This is a genomic window from Prevotella sp. P6B1 (assembly GCF_000702825.1).
GTDB lineage: Bacteria > Bacteroidota > Bacteroidia > Bacteroidales > Bacteroidaceae > Prevotella.
Genome location: NZ_JNKF01000011.1, coordinates 600,985 through 620,215 on the forward strand (window position 1 = coordinate 600,985; position 19,231 = coordinate 620,215).

Here is a 19,231-nt window from a genome sequence, read left to right on the forward strand (position 1 = left end):
TCATCGTGTTATGACACTTATCAACATCGGATTGATTATTGTTGGCATCATCCTCATCATTTGGGGAGCCGACAGACTGACAGAAGGCGCTTCGTCGCTGGCACGTGGCATGCGTGTGCCGGAAATTGTAATCGGTCTCACCATCGTAGCCGCAGGTACATCGGCACCAGAATTGTTTGTGAGTCTGGTATCCGCCCTCAAAGGCACAAGCGACTTAGCCGTTGGTAACGTGTTAGGGTCAAACATCTTTAACACCCTGCTCATTGTGGGCTGCTCCGCTGCTGTTGCGCCTATCGCCGTAGCATCCAACACGGTGAAGAAGGATATCCCTTTCGCCATCGGAGCCTCATTGCTGCTGTTCATGTTGTGTTTCGACGATATGGACTCACCTCACCTCTGGGGCAACGAAATCAGCCGATCTGACGGCATCATCCTGTTGATAGGATTCATAGCTTTCCTGATCTACACCTTCCAAATGGCAGGAAAAGCAGGATTACTGCCAAGCAGGGAGGAAGAACTTGGCATAGAACGTGAGAAGGAGCCCCGCGATTATTCACACCTCTGGCAGAATCTGGCATGGATAACAATCGGACTTGCCTGCCTGATTGGAGGCAGTAATCTGTTTGTTGACGGCGCTACCTATCTGGCTCACCGCTTTGGTATCCGACAGAGCGTTGTAGGTCTAACGATTGTAGCCGGCGGCACATCACTACCCGAATTGGCAACAAGTGTAGTTGCAGCCTATAAAGGGCGCGCTGCCTTAGCCATCGGAAACGTCATCGGATCGAACGTCTATAACATCCTGCTCATCCTGGGCGTAACAGCTGTTATACACCCTATGCGCATCATAGGTATCACCATTGTCGACCTGATGATGATGCTGTGCAGCATCGGCCTCATGTGGATTTTTGCCATCACCAAATACTACGTATCACGTAGAGAAGGATGGCTGTTGATTCTGGCATTCCTGGGATACATGGGCTGGCTTTTATACTTATTATAATGGATAACAGGGGTACTTGAACACCCCCTTTAACAAAACAAGAATAATGGAAAAATTAAAAGAAAATCAGAGAATTAGTGTGCTGTTCATGATGTACGGCATACTGTTTTGCGTATGCCTGATTACGGCAAACGTATTAGAGACAAAACAGATTTCGTTCGGACCCGCCAACATGACTGCAGGTCTGATTGTGTTCCCTGTAAGCTACATCATCAACGACGTGGTTTGCGAGGTGTGGGGCTACCGCCGCACACGCCTGCTTATCTGGCTGGGATTCGCCATGAACTTCATGTTTGTGGTGTTTGGCGCCATCGCCGACTGGATTCCTGGTGCACCTTACTGGCACGGCGAAGAGGGATTCCATCAGATTTTCGGCCTGGCACCACGTATTGCAGGTGCATCGTTCCTGGCATTTCTGGCAGGATCGTTTATGAATGCCTACGTGATGAGTAAGATGAAGCTGAACTCAAATGGTAAGAACTTCTCGGCACGTGCCGTGATGAGTACAATCTGGGGCGAGCTTACCGACTCTATCATCTTCTTCCCCCTGGCACTGGGTGGCGTAATTCCCTGGGAGGAGATGCCTTCGTTGGTTATCACACAGGTAACACTGAAGACGGTTTACGAAATCATCGCACTTCCTGTAACCATCCGTGTGGTTAACTTTACCAAGAAGCACGACCACGAGGATGTGTACGACGAGGATGTGAAATATAACATTTTTAAAGTTAAGGAATTATGATGAGAGAACAAGAAGGATTGCAAGCACTCGGCAAGAAGACTGAGTACAAGAGTGATTATGCACCCGAAGTGCTTGAAACATTCATGAACAAGCACCCCGAGAACGACTACTGGGTACAGTTCAACTGCCCTGAGTTTACATCACTCTGCCCCATTACCGGACAGCCTGATTTCGCAGAGATTAAGATCATGTATATTCCTGGCGAGAAGATGGTAGAGTCGAAGAGTCTGAAGTTGTATCTGTTCAGTTTCCGTAACCATGGCGATTTCCACGAGGACTGTGTGAATGTGATCATGAAGGATCTGGTAAAACTGATGGATCCCAAGTATATCGAGGTGATTGGCCTATTCACACCACGTGGCGGTATCAGCATTTACCCCTACGCCAACTACGGTCGCCCCGGTACCAAGTACGAGAAACTGGCTGAAGAGCGATTGTATAAACATTCATTTTAATATTGAGCCCTGCAAAAAAATATAAAATTTGCAGGGCTTTTTGCCGCTATGTGCGGAAAAAGTGCTATATTTGCATTCAAATTTTGAAAATTAGCTTTAAGAAATATGGCAAAAAAGAAAATCCAATTCAGTCTCGTTTACAGAGACATGTGGCAGAGTTCAGGCAAATTCCAGCCTCGTAAAGACCAGCTGGAACGCATTGCGCCCGCCATTATCGACATGGGCTGTTTCGCCCGAGTAGAAACCAATGGTGGAGCCTTTGAGCAGGTGAACCTGATGGCTGGCGAGAACCCCAATCTGGCAGTTCGTGCATTCTGTAAGCCTTTTAACGAAGTTGGCATCAAGACCCACATGCTGGATCGTGGCCTGAATGCACTTCGCATGTATCCCGTGCCCGATGATGTTCGTGCGCTGATGTATAAGGTCAAGCATGCTCAGGGTGTAGATATCACTCGTATCTTCTGTGGATTGAACGATACCCGCAATATCATCCCAAGTATCAAATGGGCCAAGGAGGGCGGCATGACACCACAGGCAACACTGTGTATAACCACATCGCCTGTTCACACCGTAGAGTACTATGCTGCTATCGCCGACGAGGTAATCGCTGCTGGTGCCGAGGAAATCTGTTTGAAGGATATGGCTGGTATCGGTCAGCCAGCTATGCTGGGTAAGTTGACCAAGGCTATCAAGACCAAACACCCCGATATCATCATCCAGTATCACGGACACTCAGGTCCTGGTTTGTCGATGGCATCAATCCTTGAGGTTTGTAACAACGGTGCCGATGTAATCGATACCGCTATCGAGCCTCTGTCATGGGGTAAGGTTCACCCAGATATCATCTCAGTTCGTTCTATGCTGAAGAACGAGGGTTTCGAGGTGGCCGATCTGGATATGAATGCCTACATGCAGGCACGTACGCTCACACAGGAGTTTATCGACGACTGGTTGGGTTGCTTCATCAACCCAGCTAATAAGCACATGTCATCACTGTTGCTTGGTTGCGGTCTGCCTGGTGGTATGATGGGATCAATGATGGCCGATCTTGGTCCTATTCAGAAGATGATCAACAAGGAGCGTGAGAAGAAGGGTGAGAACGCACTCACCATGGATGATATGCTTGTAAAGCTGTTCAACGAGGTAGAGTATGTATGGCCCAAGGTTGGTTATCCCCCATTGGTAACCCCATTCTCTCAGTACACTAAGAATATCGCTCTGATGAACCTCCTCACCATGGAGCAAGGCAAGGGTCGTTACGTGATGATGGACGACGCCATCTGGGGTATGATTCTTGGTAAGAGTGGTAAAGTGCCTGGAACAATCGCTCCTGAACTGGTTGAACTGGCCGAGAAGAAGGGCCTGCAGTTCACCGATGCTGATCCTCACACACTGCTAAAGAATACTCTCGATGACTTCAAGAAGGAGATGGACGAGAACGGCTGGGATTACGGACAGGACAATGAAGAGCTCTTCGAGTTGGCTATGCACCCAGAGCAGTACCGTCCATTCAAGAGCGGTCAGGCTAAGAAGCAGCTGCTGGCTGATATCCAGAAGGCAAAGGATGCCAAGCTGGGTGGCGGACAGAAAATTTCGCAGGAAGAGATCGACGCTATCAAGCATGCCAAGGCCGATGCCGTAAAGGCTCCTTTAGCTGGTCAGTTGTTGTGGGGCTTCGGTGGCGAAGGTGTACTGGCACCATGCGTTGAGCCATTCATCGGTCAGAAGTACAAGGAGGGCGACACCTTCTGTTACCTGCAGACCAAGTGGGGCGAAATTGTTGAGATCCCTGCTGCTATGGGTGGTAAGCTGGTAGATATCAGCGTTAAGCCTGGACAGAACATCCGTCAGGGGGACACCATTGCTTGGATTGAACGCGAAGCATAATGGATTATCAATCGATTATAGACAAGTATTATCCGTCGGAGAATGAACTCCGACGGATACTCTTATTACATAGTCGTCAAGTTGCCGACAGATGTCTGAAAATAGCCAAAGCACATCCGGAATTACGACTTGATGAAGAATTTCTGGAAGAAGCTGCCATGCTGCACGACATCGGTATCTTCCGCTGTAATGCGCCCAGCATCCAATGTTTCGGAACAGCCCCCTACATCTGCCATGGCTATATCGGTGGACAGATACTACGTGAAGAAGGTTTCGAACGCCATGCGTTAGTATGTGAACGCCATACAGGAACAGGGCTGTCGCGCGAACAGATAGAAACAAGAAAACTACCATTACCCTTGGATCGTAGTTACGAGCCAGATGTATTGGAAGAACAAGTAGTTTGTTATGCCGACAAATTCTATTCAAAATCACACATCGAACATGAACGTACTGTAGTCGAAACAGCACAAAGTTTGGAGAAATTCGGTCAAGAAGGTGTGCAGAAATTCCTAAAATGGGTTGATTTGTTTGAATAAAAACAAATAAACTGTAATAATCTCTGCTATCTATAGAAGAAATCGCAAAATTATTATTAATTTTGCAGCCGTGAAAAGAAAATCAGTATTGGTTGTGTTCGCTTTCGCTATCTTGATGATGATGGCGGAGGTGCCCATGAAAATGATTACCGAAACTCAGAAGAGCTCCGGAGATAATGATAGTATCCCTGTTGATTCGGCATCTACGATCCTTGAGAAGACTACAGAGACTGCCAAGAATCACATGGATACCACGACAATGGATTCCATCCAACTTGCCATATACCGTCATAACAAAGCTGTTGACGACTCATTGGCACAGGATAGCATCAACAAAAGTCGCAAAAATGGTATTGATTCGCCTGTGGAGTACTCTGCCGAAGATTCTCTGACTTACGATGCCGCCTCGGGGCTGGCACATCTATATGGAGACTCGAAGGTAAAGTATCAGAACATGGACTTAGAGAGCGATCAGATCTACATGAGCCTTGACAGCAGTCTTGTTCACGCCACTGGTAGTATTGATACCACCACCAACGAATTGACAGGAACACCTGTTTTCAAAATGGGAAGCGATGAGTATCAAAGTGATACGATGGCATTCAACTTCAAGACGAAGAAAGGCCTTATCAGTAGCGTATACACACAGCAGGAAGATGGTTATCTGACCAGTGAGTTATCAAAACGTGGTGCTAACGGAGAGATGTTCCTACAACATGGACGCTACACCACCTGCGATGATCCACACCCCGATTTCTATCTGGCTATGTCGCGCGCCAAAGTCCGCCCTGGCAAGGATGTCGTATTCGGTCCTACCTATCTGGTTGTAGCCGATGTGCCCCTGCCATTAGCTATCCCATACGGATTCTTCCCCTTCACCAAGAGCTATTCAAGCGGACTGATTATGCCAACATACGGCGACGAGACAGAACGAGGCTTCTATCTACGCGATGGTGGTTACTACTTTGCCATCAACGATAAGATGGACCTGAAACTGATTGGCGAAATCTACACCAAAGGCTCATGGGGCTTATCGGCAGCAACCAACTACCGCAAACGCTACCGATACAACGGTTCGTTCTATGCCAGCTATCAGAATACCATCAACGGCGAGAAGAACATGCCCGACTATACGAAGCAGACAAGTTTCAAGATCCAATGGAGTCATCGTCAGGATGCCAAGGCCAATCCTTACTCACAGCTCTCTGCCAGCGTAAACTTTGCCACCAGCAGCTATGAGCGCAACAACCTGTCGTCGATGTATAATCCCCAATCGCTCACACAGTCGACACGAACCTCTTCTGTTTCATGGAGCACATCGTTCTCGAGCATTGGTATGACATTGAGTTCGACTGCCAACCTGAATCAGAACATGCGTGACTCAAGCATCTCGATGACACTGCCTGATCTGAACATCACCATCGCCCGTTTCTACCCTTTCAAACGTAAGAAACGAGTTGGCGATGAGCGTTGGTATGAAAAGCTGTCAGTGCAGTATCGTGGACAGTTCAAGAACGAGATTAACACTAAAGAAAGCAAGCTCATGCACTCTTCTTTGTCAAAAGACTGGAAGAACGGCATGCAACACGTGATACCCATTAGTGGCAACTTCACGCTGTTCAGCTACCTGAATGTGAATCCATCATTCAACTTTACCGATCGAACATACTTCAGCAAGGCACATAAATCATGGGATACTGAACACCAGCGCGAAGTGGTAGATACACTCAGCGGATTCTATAACGTCTACAACTGGAATCTCTCAGTGAGTGCCTCTACAAAATTGTATGGTATGTGGATTCCCAATCGCAAGATCTTCGGCGATAAGATCCAGGCTATCCGCCACGTCATCACGCCAAGTGTCAGTTACAGCTACGCTCCTGATTTCAGCGCCTCACGATATGGCTATTACGAGCAGTATCAGAAGACTGATGCCGATGGCAACGTGACAATGGTAGAGTACTCCCCCTACCAGATTGGCGCTTATGGCGTACCAGGTAAAGGCAAAACGGGAAGTATATCAATGGACCTCTCGCAGAACCTTGAAATGAAAGTCAAGAGCGATGATGACTCAACAGGTTTCAAGAAGATATCGCTAATTGATGAGCTGCGAATGTCAATGTCGTATAACATGTCTACCAAAGTTCGCCCATGGAGTGATCTTTCAACCTCTTTACGCCTGAAACTCACTAAGAGTTATACGCTGAATATCAACGCCGTGTTTGCATCGTATGTCTACGAGGCCGATAGCGTGGGAGCAACGCCACGAGTATCAGAGACCAAGACCTATTGGGGCATGGGAAAATTAGGTCGCTTCCAAGGTATATCACAGAATCTGTCATACACACTAAATAACGAAAAAATCGCCAAGTTCTTCAAACGCTTACGAGGCGAAAAGGTTGACGATAAGAAAGACAAAAACCGTAGCAGTCAGAACGATGATGACGAGTGGGACAGCGATGTAGAGACAAACGTAGACAAGGATATGGAGAAAGCCAAGCATGGCGCTAAACGCAAAGGTGGTTCGAAAGCTGAGACAGACGAAGACGGCTATATGGCCTTCCAGATGCCTTGGAGCCTGAGTTTTGGCTATGGTATCACCATGCGCGAAGACCAGACACTCAGCAAGTTCAATTATAACACCATGCGCTATCCCTACAAGTTCACACAGAATCTGAATGTGAGTGGCAACTTGCGCATCAGCGATGGTTGGAACATTTCATTCTCGTCTGGTTACGATTTTGACAACAAAAAGATATCCATGACTACCGCATCGCTTTCACGCGATCTGCATTGCTTCAACATGTCGTGCTCGGTGGTGCTGGCTCCGTACACCAGTTACAACTTCTCGTTCCGTTGTAACGCATCGACTCTGACCGATGCACTGAAATACGACAAACGCTCGAGCTACTCGAATGCTGTGCAGTGGTACTAAAAACCTGATAATATGGCTGAACTCCCTACAATGATAGCTGATCTGGCACTGATATTGATGGTGGCAGGTGTGGTTACACTGATATTCAAAAGCCTGAAACAACCCTTGGTGTTAGGCTACATCGTTGCTGGATTTCTGGTGAGTCCCAACATGCCATACACAGCATCTGTGGTTGATATGGCCAACGTCCACTTGTGGGCGGATATCGGCGTCATGTTTTTGTTGTTCTCTTTAGGACTTGACTTCTCATTCAAGAAAATCCTTAAAATGGGTGCTTCGCCAATCATTTCTGCAATGACCATCATCTTCTGTATGATGATGTTAGGCATTGTGGTGGGCCACGTATTCAACTGGGGAAAAATGGACTGTATCTTCCTTGGTGGTATGCTGGCAATGTCGAGTACCACAATTATCTATAAGGCATTCGACGACCTCGGTCTGCGACAGCAGCAATTTGCCGGCATGGTGATGAGTGTACTGATTCTGGAAGACATTCTGGCCATTGTGATGATGGTGATGCTAAGTGCGCTGGCAAGTGGTGCCAACCCCGATGGCGGCCAGCTACTCCAGTCGGTCATGCGCATTGGTTTCTTCTTGATTTTATGGTTAGTGGTGGGCATTTTTGCAATTCCCCTGTTTCTGCGTCGAGTACGCAAATCGATTAATAACGAGGTACTGCTCATTGTATCATTAGGACTTTGCTGCGCCATGGCAGTATTCTCTACCAAGGTAGGTTTCAGTTCTGCTTTTGGAGCGTTCATTATGGGTAGCATCTTAGCAGAGACCATTGAAGCAGAAAGGATTGAAAAACTGGTGGAGCCAGTAAAGAACCTGTTTGGAGCAGTATTCTTTGTGTCAGTTGGTATGCTGGTAGATCCTAAAATCATCGTGGAATATGCTATTCCCATCGTATGTCTGGTATTGACAATCATCGTGGGACAAAGCCTGTTCGGAACCATTTCGTTCATGTTAGGTGGGCAATCACTTAAATCGGCTATGCGATGTGGGTTTTCTATGGCACAGATTGGTGAATTCTCGTTCATCATAGCTTCGTTGGGCTTGTCACTCGGCGTTATCGGTAAATTCCTATATCCTGTAGTTGTGGCAGTATCAGTCATTACCACCTTTCTGACACCTTATATGATCCGCTTGTCGACCCCTGCTTACGATAAACTTGAGAAACATATACCTAACAAGTTGATTAGATCACTCAACCAGTTGACAATGGGCAACACACACAGTCAAGAGGAAAGCAAGTGGAAGAGTCTACTCACACAGATGGGGCTCAACACTATCATCTACTCTATCCTCTCATCGGCCACAATCGCGCTCATGTTTACATTTGTACTGCCGTTTACACGCAAGCTACTACCAGGTTGGGAACTGCATTGGTATGCCAATGCCATTACAGGTGTATTAACAGTAACACTCATTGCACCGTTCCTACGCGCCATGGTCATGAAGAAAAACCATAGCGAGGAGTGGAAAGCATTATGGGCCGAAAGCAACCGTAATCGATTACCGCTACTATTCACGATTCTGGTACGCATGGTAATTGCTGTAAGTTTTATCTTTTACATTTGCAACTATCTGAGCCGATTCACTAACGCGCTGATGATTACTATCGGATTCATCGTCATCGTACTCATCATCTTTTCACGTACTGCCAAGCACCGTAGCATCACACTCGAACGCCTTTTCATCCAAAACCTGCGGTCACGTGATATTGAAGCACAGGTACACGGCAAAAAACGCCCGCTATACGAAGGCAGACTATTAGATCGCGACGTACACATTGCCGAGTTCACCTTACCCAACAATTCCAATTGGATGGGGCAATCATTGGCACAGCTGAACCTTGGAAAAAAATACGGTGTTCATATTAGTAGTATTTTGCGTGGTGGTCGACGCATTAATATTCCTGATGGCTATAACATACTTTTTCCTGGAGATGTACTACAGGTGATAGGTAGTGACCAACAGTTTACCTTATTTAGAGAAGCAATCGAAAATGAACTGATTGGGCCTGATGTCGAGTTAGAGAAGAGAGAGATGAAGTTGCGTCAGCTTATTATCGGATCCGATAGTAAGTTTGTTGGACAAACGCTGATAGAAAGTCGCATTCGCGACTTGTATAGCTGCATGGTAGTGGGACTTGAAGAGGGAAAGGAAAGCCTTTCCCCCTACAATCCAAATCGTCGTTTCCGCAAAGGCGATATCATCTGGGTAGTCGGCGAACAAGAATCGCTCGACGCACTGTTTAACAGTTAAAATCAGCTGTCAATTCACAGATCTTGACAATCACATTCTTAGCCTTTTCCATTGACTGGATACTTACGAATTCATATGGGCCGTGGAAATTGACGCCACCTGCAAAGATATTGGGGCATGGCAGACCACGGAACGATAATTGTGCACCATCAGTACCTCCACGGATGGGCTTTACCTTGGGAGCTACTCCACAGTCCTGCATAGCGTGAAGCACCAAATCAACAACGTGCATCTGCGGGTCAATCATTTCCTTCATATTGTAATACTGATCCTTTACCTCAACCACTACGGTACCATCACCGTAATGCAGGTTCATTGTATCGGCCACATTCATAATAGTGCGCTTACGCTCTTCGAATCGCTCGCGATCATGATCACGGATAATAAAATGCATCTGTGCCTTTTCCACCGATCCCTCTACACCCAACAGATGATAGAATCCCTGATAACCTTCCGTAGTCTCAGGACGTTCATCAGCAGGCAGGAGCGTGACAAATTCCATAGCCAGAAGATTTGCATTCACCATCTTATCCTTCGCGTAACCAGGGTGTACACTCACACCTTTTATATGTACGCGTGCGCTGGCTGCATTGAAGTTTTCAAACTCCAACTCACCCACATCACCACCATCCATCGTATAAGCCCATTCACAGCCGAATTTTTCCACATCAAAATGATGGGCGCCCATACCAATCTCCTCATCGGGATTAAAAGCAATCCGGATATCACCATGGCGAATCTCCTTGTGGTCACGCAAATAACACATTGCCTCCACAATTTCAGCTATACCAGCTTTGTCATCAGCACCTAAGAGTGTGGTACCATCAGTTACTATCAGGTCCTCGCCAATGTGCTGAAGCAACTCTGGGAATCGTTTGGGACTGCTTATAATACCATCAGAGAGCAGGATATCACTTCCATCGTACTGTTTTACAATGTGAGGATGGATGTCTGCACCTGAACAATCAGGGCTAGTATCATAGTGCGATATGAATCCTATGGTTGGAATATCTTCCTTGGTGTTAGCCTTTAATGTAGCATAGATGTAACCTTTCTCATCCATCTCAACATCTGAAAGGCCCTCATGTTCGAGTTCTTTCTTCAAATATTCTGCAAACGCCAATTGCTTCGAAGTACTAGGAACAGTTTCACTATCCTCGGCTGATTGGGTATCAAACTGTGTATAATTCAAAAATCTTTCTGTTATATCCATTGTGTAACGTTTTGATTGTTGCGGGTGCGAAATTACTAATAAAAATCGAGTTAACCAAACATCAACACGTTTTTCGTCATTTTGTCACTAAAACACTTCGAAAAATTTGGAACTTTCAACAAAATTCCTTATATTTGCAACATCGTATAAGTACTGAATATTGAAATCCATAATTAAAACTGAAACTGAGTATGAAGAAAATAATGGTTATTGATGGTGGTCCACGTAAAAACATGAATACCGCTACCATGTGTGAGAAGTTTGCCGAGGGCGCCCGCGCTGCTGGTGCCGATGTAAAGATTGTACGCTTGTACGACATCGACTACAAGGGCTGCCGTTCATGTATGTCATGTAAACTAAAGAACCAACCCACAGCATCATGCCAGTTTCCAGATGGCATAACAGATATTCTTGCCGAATGTGCTTCGGCAGACGGAGTGGCTTTGGGATCCCCTATCTATTTCGGAGAAGTAAGTGCTCAACTCCGTGCTTTTTTCGAGCGTCTAACATTCCCATGGCTCAGTTATACTAAAGGGTATTTCGATGCCCCAAAGAAATTCCCCATCACCATCATCTATACCATGAACGGCATGCCTGAGGATGGACGTAATGTACGTAAGAATATGCAGGTTTTTGAGGGAGTATTAGAGTCGGCTGGTTGCGATGTCAACCACATATTTATCTACAATACCATGTGGGTTACCAACTACGCTCCCTACGATTTTATGCCCGACACGGCCGAAGATAAACTTCTATGGCGAAATGAACATTGGGAACAGGACATGCAAACAGCCTACGATGCCGGTCTCCGCATGGCCTCCCACCTATAATAAAGCAATCAGGGTGCCAATTGGCACCCTGATATTGTGTTATCAAACTTCCCAGCCGATGGCAGAAGCACCGAGTACAGCCGCACTGGCACCATCCAAACCACTAACCAAGAACTTTGCTTTTCCTTTGAATATCTTAAGGACATGAGCTTCATAAGCCTCGCGAATAGGTTTCATAATCAACTCGCCAGCCTTGACCATACCACCAAAGAAGATGAATGCCTCAGGAGATGAGAATGCGGCAAAATCGGCACAAGCCTCTCCCAGCATTTTTCCAGTAAACTCGTAGATTTCCTTTGCCAGTTCGTCTCCTTTACCTGCTGCGATCGAAACATCAAGCGAAGTAATATCCTCTGGATTCAGTTCACGCAATACCGAAGGACGGTCGGTAGTTGCCAACAGTTCACGAGCGGTACGAGCTACACCTGTAGCCGAGCAATAAGCCTCAAGACAGCCTGTACGACCACAACCACAACTACGACCTTCAACACCACGAACCATTGTTACGTGACCTAATTCGCCGGCAAAACCATCGTGACCATACAACAACTGACCATTAACTACAATACCCGAACCAACACCGGTACCTAGCGTAATGACGATAAAGTTCTTCATACCACGAGCCACTCCATAGACCATCTCGCCAATCGCAGCTGCATTAGCGTCATTAGTGAGGGCTACAGGGATACCATTCAAACGCTCACTAAACATCTTAGCCAAAGGCACTACGCCATCATGGGCCCAAGGAAGATTGGGAGCAAATTCGATTGTACCATTATAGTAATTGCCGTTAGGAGCACCTACACCCATTGCCTTAATCTTCTCGATACCGCCCACCTGATCGATAATTACCTGAAGAGCCTCCACACAGGCATCAACATAATCTTCTGCCTTCTGGTAATTACCGGTCTTAATAGCTGTAGTAGCTTTAATATCACCACGTGCATCTACAATACCGAAAACAGAGTTGGTTCCACCTAAGTCCAAGCCAATTACGTAGGGCTTAATTTCTGCGTTTTGTTCGTTCATAATTATAATAAGTTTATTAGCCGTTTTGAATAATTTCAATTTCAAGGCACAAAATTAGTAAAAAACCAGCAGAACGCTTGACTTTTTACGGAAATTAACCATTATTTCATAAAAGAATGACCAAAATCAACAGAATGAGGAAAAAAATTCGTAACTTTGCGCCCGTTATGCCAATTCATATACCCATAAATATATTAGATTTCATCTTCAAAGGGATGTTGATCGGAGTAATAGCCAGCGCGCCTATGGGGCCTGTTGGTATCTTATGTGTTCAACGCACACTGAACAAGGGAAGATGGTTCGGTTTTGCCACTGGACTCGGCGCAGCCGCCAGTGATATTATCTATGCAGCATTCGCTGGCTACGGCATGGCTTTCGTCATGGATTTTATAACCAACGATCAAAACCGTTTTTACCTGCAAATAGCAGGTAGTATCATGTTGCTCTGCTTTGGCTGGTACACCTATCATACCGACCCAACCAGAAAGATGCACCAAAGCGGCAAGCAACAGGGAACCCTCTGGTACAATTCATGGACAGCCTTTTTGGTTACCTTCTCCAATCCTCTCATCATTTTTCTCTTTCTGGCCATGTATGCCCAGTTTGCATTCGTGCTACCCAACCATCCATTTGAAATGATAGTTGGTTTTGCCAGCATCGTGGGTGGCGCTTTACTTTGGTGGTGGGGACTGACATGGCTGGTAGATCAGATTCGTACGAAATTTGATACTAATGGCATTAAGATTATCAACAAGGTTATAGGTGTTGCAGTCATTGTTGGTAGCATCATCATGCTACTTGGCCTCACCACCAACCTACTCAGATTTTTTTAGCACAGGTAAGATTATTTTAGGATACAGATATGTTTATAGCAAACGAACTGAGAAAGACCAACATTGCCGAGTATCTGCTCTATATGTGGCAGATGGAAGACACTGTGCGTGCATTCGACTGCTCGCTCTCACGTATCAAGAACGAATACATCGCACGTTTCGACTATACTGACGAGCAAAAGGAAGAAGAGACTGACTGGTTTGGCAATCTGATTCGCATGATGAACCAAGAAGGCTGTCGCGCACAAGGACATTTACAGATTAACAAGGTTACTATGCAGATGCTGATTGAGCTACACAGCCAATTGTTACAGTCCAGCAAGTTTCCTTTCTACAACACAGCTTATTACAAGGTACTACCCTTTATTGTTGAATTACGCAACCGTGGTGCCAACAAGGAAGAAAATGAAATTGAGACCTGTTTTAACTCACTCTACGGCGTGATGTTGCTCAGATTACAGAAGAAACAGATTTCACCCGATACTGCACATGCCGTGAAAGAAATAACCACCTTCATAGGTATGCTCTCTGATTATTACAAGAAGGATAAAGAAGAAGGATTGAAATTTGAATAAATGAATATTTTAATTACAGGCTGCAACGGGCAGCTGGGAAACGAAATGCAATTGCTGGAGGAAGAAAATCTCCAGCATACCTATTATAATACGGATGTAGCCGCGCTCGACCTTCAAGGTCGCTTGCCTCAGCAAGAACTTGACATCACCGACGAAGCGGCCATCAACCGTTTTGTTGATGAGAAACAGATTGACGGCATCGTGAACTGCGCTGCATATACAGCTGTCGACAAGGCCGAAGATAACCAAGAACTTTGCAACAAGTTGAATGCAATAGCTCCATTCTATTTGGCCCAAGCTATTGAGCGACGAGGAGGATGGATGATACAGATATCGACCGACTACGTGTTCGACGGCACAAACCACCGTCCCTACGTAGAGACTGATCCTGTGTGTCCAAACAGCACATACGGCCGAACCAAGTTAGCTGGCGAGCAAGCCGTTTTGGCAAACTGCGCCAAAAGCATGATTATCCGCACGGCATGGCTCTACTCTACCTTTGGCAACAACTTCGTGAAGACGATGATACGCCTCGGGAACGAGAAGTCAGAACTTGGCGTTATCTTTGACCAAATTGGAACACCTACTTATGCGCGCGATTTGGCAGTAGCCATCTTTGCCGCCATCAATCAGGGCATTGTGCCAGGCGTATATCACTTCAGCAACGAAGGTGTCATCTCTTGGTATGACTTTACCAAAGCCATCCATCGTATCGCCGGTATCAATACCTGCCATGTGCGTCCACTCCATACTTCGGAGTATCCCACGCCTGCTGCACGCCCACACTACTCTGTGCTCGACAAAACAAAGATCAAACAGACCTACAACCTCGACATCCCATATTGGGAGACCTCGCTGGCCGAGTGTATTGAGAATTTAGAAAGAGAAAGATAAGAAGATTATATGAATCAGGAAATAGAAAGAAGACGTACATTTGCCATCATTTCGCACCCAGATGCGGGTAAGACTACGCTGACAGAGAAGTTTCTGCTGTTCGGTGGACAGATACAGGTGGCAGGAGCTGTAAAAAGCAACAAGATTAAGAAAACTGCCACCAGCGACTGGATGGATATCGAGAAGCAGCGTGGTATCTCTGTATCGACCTCTGTGATGGAGTTCGATTACACCCCCGATGGCAAGGATATCGAATACAAGGTGAACATTCTGGACACCCCAGGTCACCAGGACTTTGCCGAGGATACCTTCCGCACACTCACCGCTGTAGATTCTGCGATTATCGTAGTGGATGGTGCCAAAGGTGTTGAGACGCAGACCCGTAAACTGATGACGGTGTGCCGCATGCGCAAAACACCCGTTATCATCTTTATCAATAAGATGGACCGCGAAGGTCGCGATCCGTTCGACTTGCTCGACGAACTGGAGCAGGAACTCGAAATCAAAGTACGCCCACTCTCTTGGCCTATCAATCAGGGTGCCAAGTTCAAGGGCGTTTACAATATCTACGAACAGAAGCTCGACCTGTTTACCCCCGACAAGCAGCGTGTAACAGATAAGGTAGAGGTTGACATCGGCAGCGAGGAGCTGGATCAGCGTGTAGGCGAGGAGAACGCCGCCAAGCTGCGCGAGGATCTGGAACTGGTGGATGGTGTTTACCCCGAGTTCGACGTAGAGACTTATCGCGAGGCCGAAGTGGCCCCCGTATTCTTCGGATCGGCCCTGAACAACTTTGGTGTGCAGGAGCTGCTTAACTGCTTTGTTGAAATTGCACCATCGCCCCGACCCACCAAGGCCGAGGAGCGCGACGTACAGCCAGAGGAGCAGAAGTTTACAGGCTTTATCTTTAAGATTACTGCTAATATCGACCCCAACCACCGCTCGTGTATCGCATTCTGTAAGGTATGCTCTGGTAAGTTCCAGCGCAACCAGCCTTACCTGCACGTACGCCAGGGTAAAACAATGCGTTTCTCAAGCCCCACACAGTTTATGGCGCAGCGTAAGAGCACCATCGACGAGGCTTGGCCAGGCGATATCGTAGGTCTGCCCGATACAGGCGGCATGTTTAAGATTGGCGACACCCTGACCGAGGGCGAGAAACTGCACTTCCGCGGACTGCCGTCGTTCTCGCCTGAGTTGTTCAAGTATATCGAGAACGACGACCCCATGAAGGCCAAGCAGCTACAAAAGGGTATCGACCAGCTGATGGACGAGGGTGTGGCACAGTTGTTTGTTAACCAGTTTAACAACCGCAAGATTATCGGAACCGTAGGTCAACTGCAGTTCGAGGTTATCCAGTATCGTCTGGAGAACGAGTACAACGCCAAATGCCGCTGGGAGCCCGTACATCTGTATAAGGCCTGCTGGATTGAGAGCGACGATCCACAGGAGCTGGAGAACTTCAAGAAGCGTAAGTACCAGTACATGGCCAAGGACAAGGACGGTCGCGACGTGTTCCTGGCCGATAGCGCCTACGTGCTGAGCATGGCCCAGCAGGACTTCGAAAACATTAAGTTCCACTTTACCAGTGAGTTTTAATTATGAAACAAGAAGACGATATAAGACAGGCCGTTGAAACGATGCGTAAGGGTGGCGTGATACTCTACCCTACCGACACCGTTTGGGGTATTGGTTGCGATGCTACCAACGCCGAGGCCGTGAAGCGTGTTTACGAGATTAAGCAGCGCGAGGATTCGAAAGCACTTATCTGCTTGGTGGATAGTGATGCCCGCATGCAGCGCTACTTCCGCAATGTGCCCGATGTGGCCTGGCAGCTCATCGACAGCTTGAAAGAGGCTACCGATGCCAAGCCTACCACACTGATTCTGGATGGCGCTATCAACCTGGCACCCAATCTGATTGCCGAGGATGGTAGCTTAGGCATCCGTATCACCAATGAGCCTTTCTCGAAGGAACTCTGCTTCCGATTCCAGAAGGCCATTGTATCCACATCGGCCAATATCAGTGGCGAACCTGCCGCACAGAACTACTGCGACATCGACCCACGCATCCTTGAGGCTGTAGATTACGTGTGCTGGAGCCGTCGCCAGGAGCATAAGCCCCACACACCCTCAAGCATCATCAAACTGAAAGAAAACGGCGAAGTAACAGTTATTCGGAAATAAGTGGAAGCAACAGTTATAGATAGAAGACCTGAGTGGCTGAAACGCCTACACGACTGGCGCGTAGAGCACGTAAGCGAGAGGATGTTTATGATTATCCTCGCCCTGCTTGTGGGCTTCTTTGCTGCCGTAGCTGCCTTTGTGCTGCACTGGATTATCAACCAGATAGTGATGCTACTTACCAGCTCGTTCGAACAGAGTCGGGCCAACTGGCTTTATCTGGTCTATCCTGTGGTCGGTATCTATCTCACATCGTTGTTTGTGCGCTACATCGTCAAGGACAATATCTCACACGGAATCACCCGTATCCTCTATGCCATCTCGACCAATAAGTCGCGCCTCAAGTCGCATAACTGCTGGTCGTCTGTGATAGCTTCTGCCATCACCATCGGCTTCGGAGGTTCGGTGGGAGCCGAGGCTCCTATCGTGCTTACAGGTTCAGCCATCGGCTCAAACCTTGGTCAGCTGTTCCATCTGGATCGTAAGATGCTGATGACACTCGTAGGCTGCGGTGCTGCAGGTGCTATTGCAGGTATCTTTAAGGCCCCGATAGCCGGACTGGTGTTTACGCTCGAGGTGCTCATGATTGATATGACCATGTCGGCACTCCTGCCAATTTTGGTATCGTGCGTTACCGCAACTGTATTTACCTATATCTTCAGCGGCGACTCATCGCTCTTCACCTTCCATCTCGACAGCGAATGGAGTGTTGAGCGTATTCCAGCCTGCATAGGTTTGGGTATCGCCTGCGGACTGGTATCACTCTACTTTATCCGCATGATGGGTGTATGCGAAGACGTGTTTTCCAAGTTCAAGGATAAGCCCTACATAAAATTAGCCATCGGCGGCACTACCCTGAGCTTGCTCATCTTCCTTTTCCCCTCCCTGTATGGCGAGGGATATAGCAGCATCAATCTGCTGTTGAACGGGCAGAATCCCGACGACTGGAACAAGATACTGAACAACTCGCTCTTTTCTGGTCAAGGTTCACTTTTGATTGTCTATATCGCCTTGGTACTGTTCACCAAAGTGGTGGCCACATCAGCCACCAACGGTGGTGGCGGTTGCGGTGGTACATTTGCACCCTCACTGTTCATCGGATGCTTTACAGGCTTCCTGTTCTCGCGCCTATGGAATATCAACCAGATAGGCGTATATGTACCTGAAAAGAATTTTGCGTTGCTCGGTATGGCAGGTGTCATGTCGGGAGTCATGCATGCCCCCCTTACCGGTATCTTCCTGATTGCCGAGTTGACAGGCGGCTATTCGATGTTTATGCCACTGATGATTGTAAGCGTGTGTGCCTATATCACCATCAGCATTTTCGAGCCTCACAGCATCTATGGCTCACGTTTGGCTAAACAAGGCAAATTACTTACTCACCACACCGACCACGCCGTACTCACGCTGATGAATCTCGACTCTGTCATTGAGCGCGACTACCTGGGTGTTGAGCCCGATATGGAGCTGAACGAGATTGTACAGAAAATCAGTCGCAGCCACTCTACCGTACTGCCCGTACTTGATGCAGGCGGCAAGTTGTTGGGCGAGATCGACATCATGAAAATAAGAAATGTAGTATTCAGAATAGAACTCTATCATCACTTCAAAGCCTCTCAGCTGATGACCGATCCCAAGGCGCTGCTGACAGATGGCATGCCCATGCGACAAGTGATGCGCACATTCGACCGTACAGGCGCCAACTGGCTGCCCGTACTCGATGCCGGCAACCACCTGAAGGGTTACATCTCGCGCCAGCGTATCTACACCATGTACCGTAAGATGGTGGCCGACATGAGTGAGGACTAATATTAGTTGATAATTGACAATTGATAATTGACA

Annotated in this window: 16 protein-coding genes; 14 read left to right on the plus strand and 2 right to left on the minus strand. The window is 47.2% G+C overall.

Going from position 1 to position 19,231, the window contains the following annotated elements:
- Positions 1–10: 10 nt before the first annotated feature.
- From T495_RS0106725 to T495_RS0106755, 7 genes are all read left to right on the plus strand, one after another.
- On the plus strand, positions 11–1,003 hold the full coding sequence (locus T495_RS0106725; RefSeq protein WP_033148024.1) for a calcium/sodium antiporter: 993 nt from the start codon (positions 11–13) through the stop codon (positions 1,001–1,003).
- A gap of 46 nt (positions 1,004–1,049) precedes the next feature.
- Positions 1,050–1,745, plus strand: coding sequence for a queuosine precursor transporter (locus tag T495_RS0106730; protein WP_028904157.1), 696 nt, complete (start codon positions 1,050–1,052; stop codon positions 1,743–1,745).
- Complete coding sequence (queF, locus tag T495_RS0106735) at positions 1,742–2,200, plus strand: preQ(1) synthase (RefSeq protein WP_028904156.1); 459 nt, start codon at positions 1,742–1,744, stop codon at positions 2,198–2,200. The genes T495_RS0106730 and queF overlap by 4 nt, the downstream gene beginning before the upstream one ends.
- Before the next feature lie 105 nt (positions 2,201–2,305).
- Entirely contained in the window at positions 2,306–4,087 is a 1,782-nt protein-coding gene (locus tag T495_RS0106740; RefSeq protein WP_033148025.1) for an oxaloacetate decarboxylase, read from the plus strand.
- A complete protein-coding gene (locus tag T495_RS0106745) occupies positions 4,087–4,626 on the plus strand; it encodes an HD domain-containing protein (protein ID WP_033148026.1) in 540 nt (179 codons plus the stop codon). The genes T495_RS0106740 and T495_RS0106745 overlap by 1 nt, the downstream gene beginning before the upstream one ends.
- A 70-nt stretch (positions 4,627–4,696) precedes the next feature.
- On the plus strand, positions 4,697–7,561 hold the full coding sequence (locus tag T495_RS0106750; protein WP_033148027.1) for a putative LPS assembly protein LptD: 2,865 nt from the start codon (positions 4,697–4,699) through the stop codon (positions 7,559–7,561).
- Positions 7,562–7,573: 12 nt separating this feature from the next.
- Positions 7,574–9,832: a cation:proton antiporter gene (locus T495_RS0106755; protein ID WP_033148028.1), complete on the plus strand. Its 2,259-nt coding sequence runs from the start codon at positions 7,574–7,576 to the stop codon at positions 9,830–9,832.
- Here T495_RS0106755 and pepT read toward each other — a convergent pair.
- Entirely contained in the window at positions 9,822–11,045 is a 1,224-nt protein-coding gene (pepT, locus tag T495_RS0106760) for a peptidase T (protein WP_033148029.1), read from the minus strand. The genes T495_RS0106755 and pepT overlap by 11 nt on opposite strands.
- Positions 11,046–11,236: 191 nt before the next feature.
- Between pepT and T495_RS15145 the strand changes: the two genes are divergently transcribed.
- A complete protein-coding gene (locus tag T495_RS15145; RefSeq protein ID WP_051651891.1) occupies positions 11,237–11,875 on the plus strand; it encodes a flavodoxin family protein in 639 nt (212 codons plus the stop codon).
- A gap of 42 nt (positions 11,876–11,917) precedes the next feature.
- Here T495_RS15145 and T495_RS0106770 read toward each other — a convergent pair whose 3' ends face one another.
- A complete protein-coding gene (locus T495_RS0106770) occupies positions 11,918–12,904 on the minus strand; it encodes an ROK family protein (RefSeq protein WP_033148125.1) in 987 nt (328 codons plus the stop codon).
- Positions 12,905–13,071: 167 nt separating this feature from the next.
- Between T495_RS0106770 and T495_RS0106775 the strand changes: the two genes are divergently transcribed.
- From T495_RS0106775 to T495_RS0106800, 6 genes are read left to right on the plus strand one after another with little or no spacing between them, the layout of a single operon-like run.
- Complete coding sequence (locus T495_RS0106775; protein ID WP_033148030.1) at positions 13,072–13,737, plus strand: LysE family translocator; 666 nt, start codon at positions 13,072–13,074, stop codon at positions 13,735–13,737.
- A 29-nt stretch (positions 13,738–13,766) separates the two neighbouring features.
- The gene (locus T495_RS0106780; protein WP_028904148.1) at positions 13,767–14,312 is read left to right on the plus strand and encodes a DUF4924 family protein; all 546 of its coding nucleotides are present in this window, start codon (positions 13,767–13,769) and stop codon (positions 14,310–14,312) included.
- Positions 14,313–15,206 (plus strand): dTDP-4-dehydrorhamnose reductase, encoded by an 894-nt coding sequence (rfbD, locus tag T495_RS0106785; RefSeq protein WP_033148031.1) that lies wholly within the window; start codon positions 14,313–14,315, stop codon positions 15,204–15,206. It abuts the gene before it with no gap.
- Between the two features lie 9 nt (positions 15,207–15,215).
- A complete protein-coding gene (locus T495_RS0106790) occupies positions 15,216–16,805 on the plus strand; it encodes a peptide chain release factor 3 (protein ID WP_033148032.1) in 1,590 nt (529 codons plus the stop codon).
- A 2-nt stretch (positions 16,806–16,807) separates the two neighbouring features.
- Positions 16,808–17,392, plus strand: a complete 585-nt coding sequence (locus tag T495_RS0106795) for an L-threonylcarbamoyladenylate synthase (RefSeq protein WP_028904145.1) — start codon at positions 16,808–16,810, stop codon at positions 17,390–17,392.
- Complete coding sequence (locus T495_RS0106800) at positions 17,393–19,198, plus strand: chloride channel protein (protein ID WP_028904144.1); 1,806 nt, start codon at positions 17,393–17,395, stop codon at positions 19,196–19,198.
- Positions 19,199–19,231 lie beyond the last annotated feature (33 nt).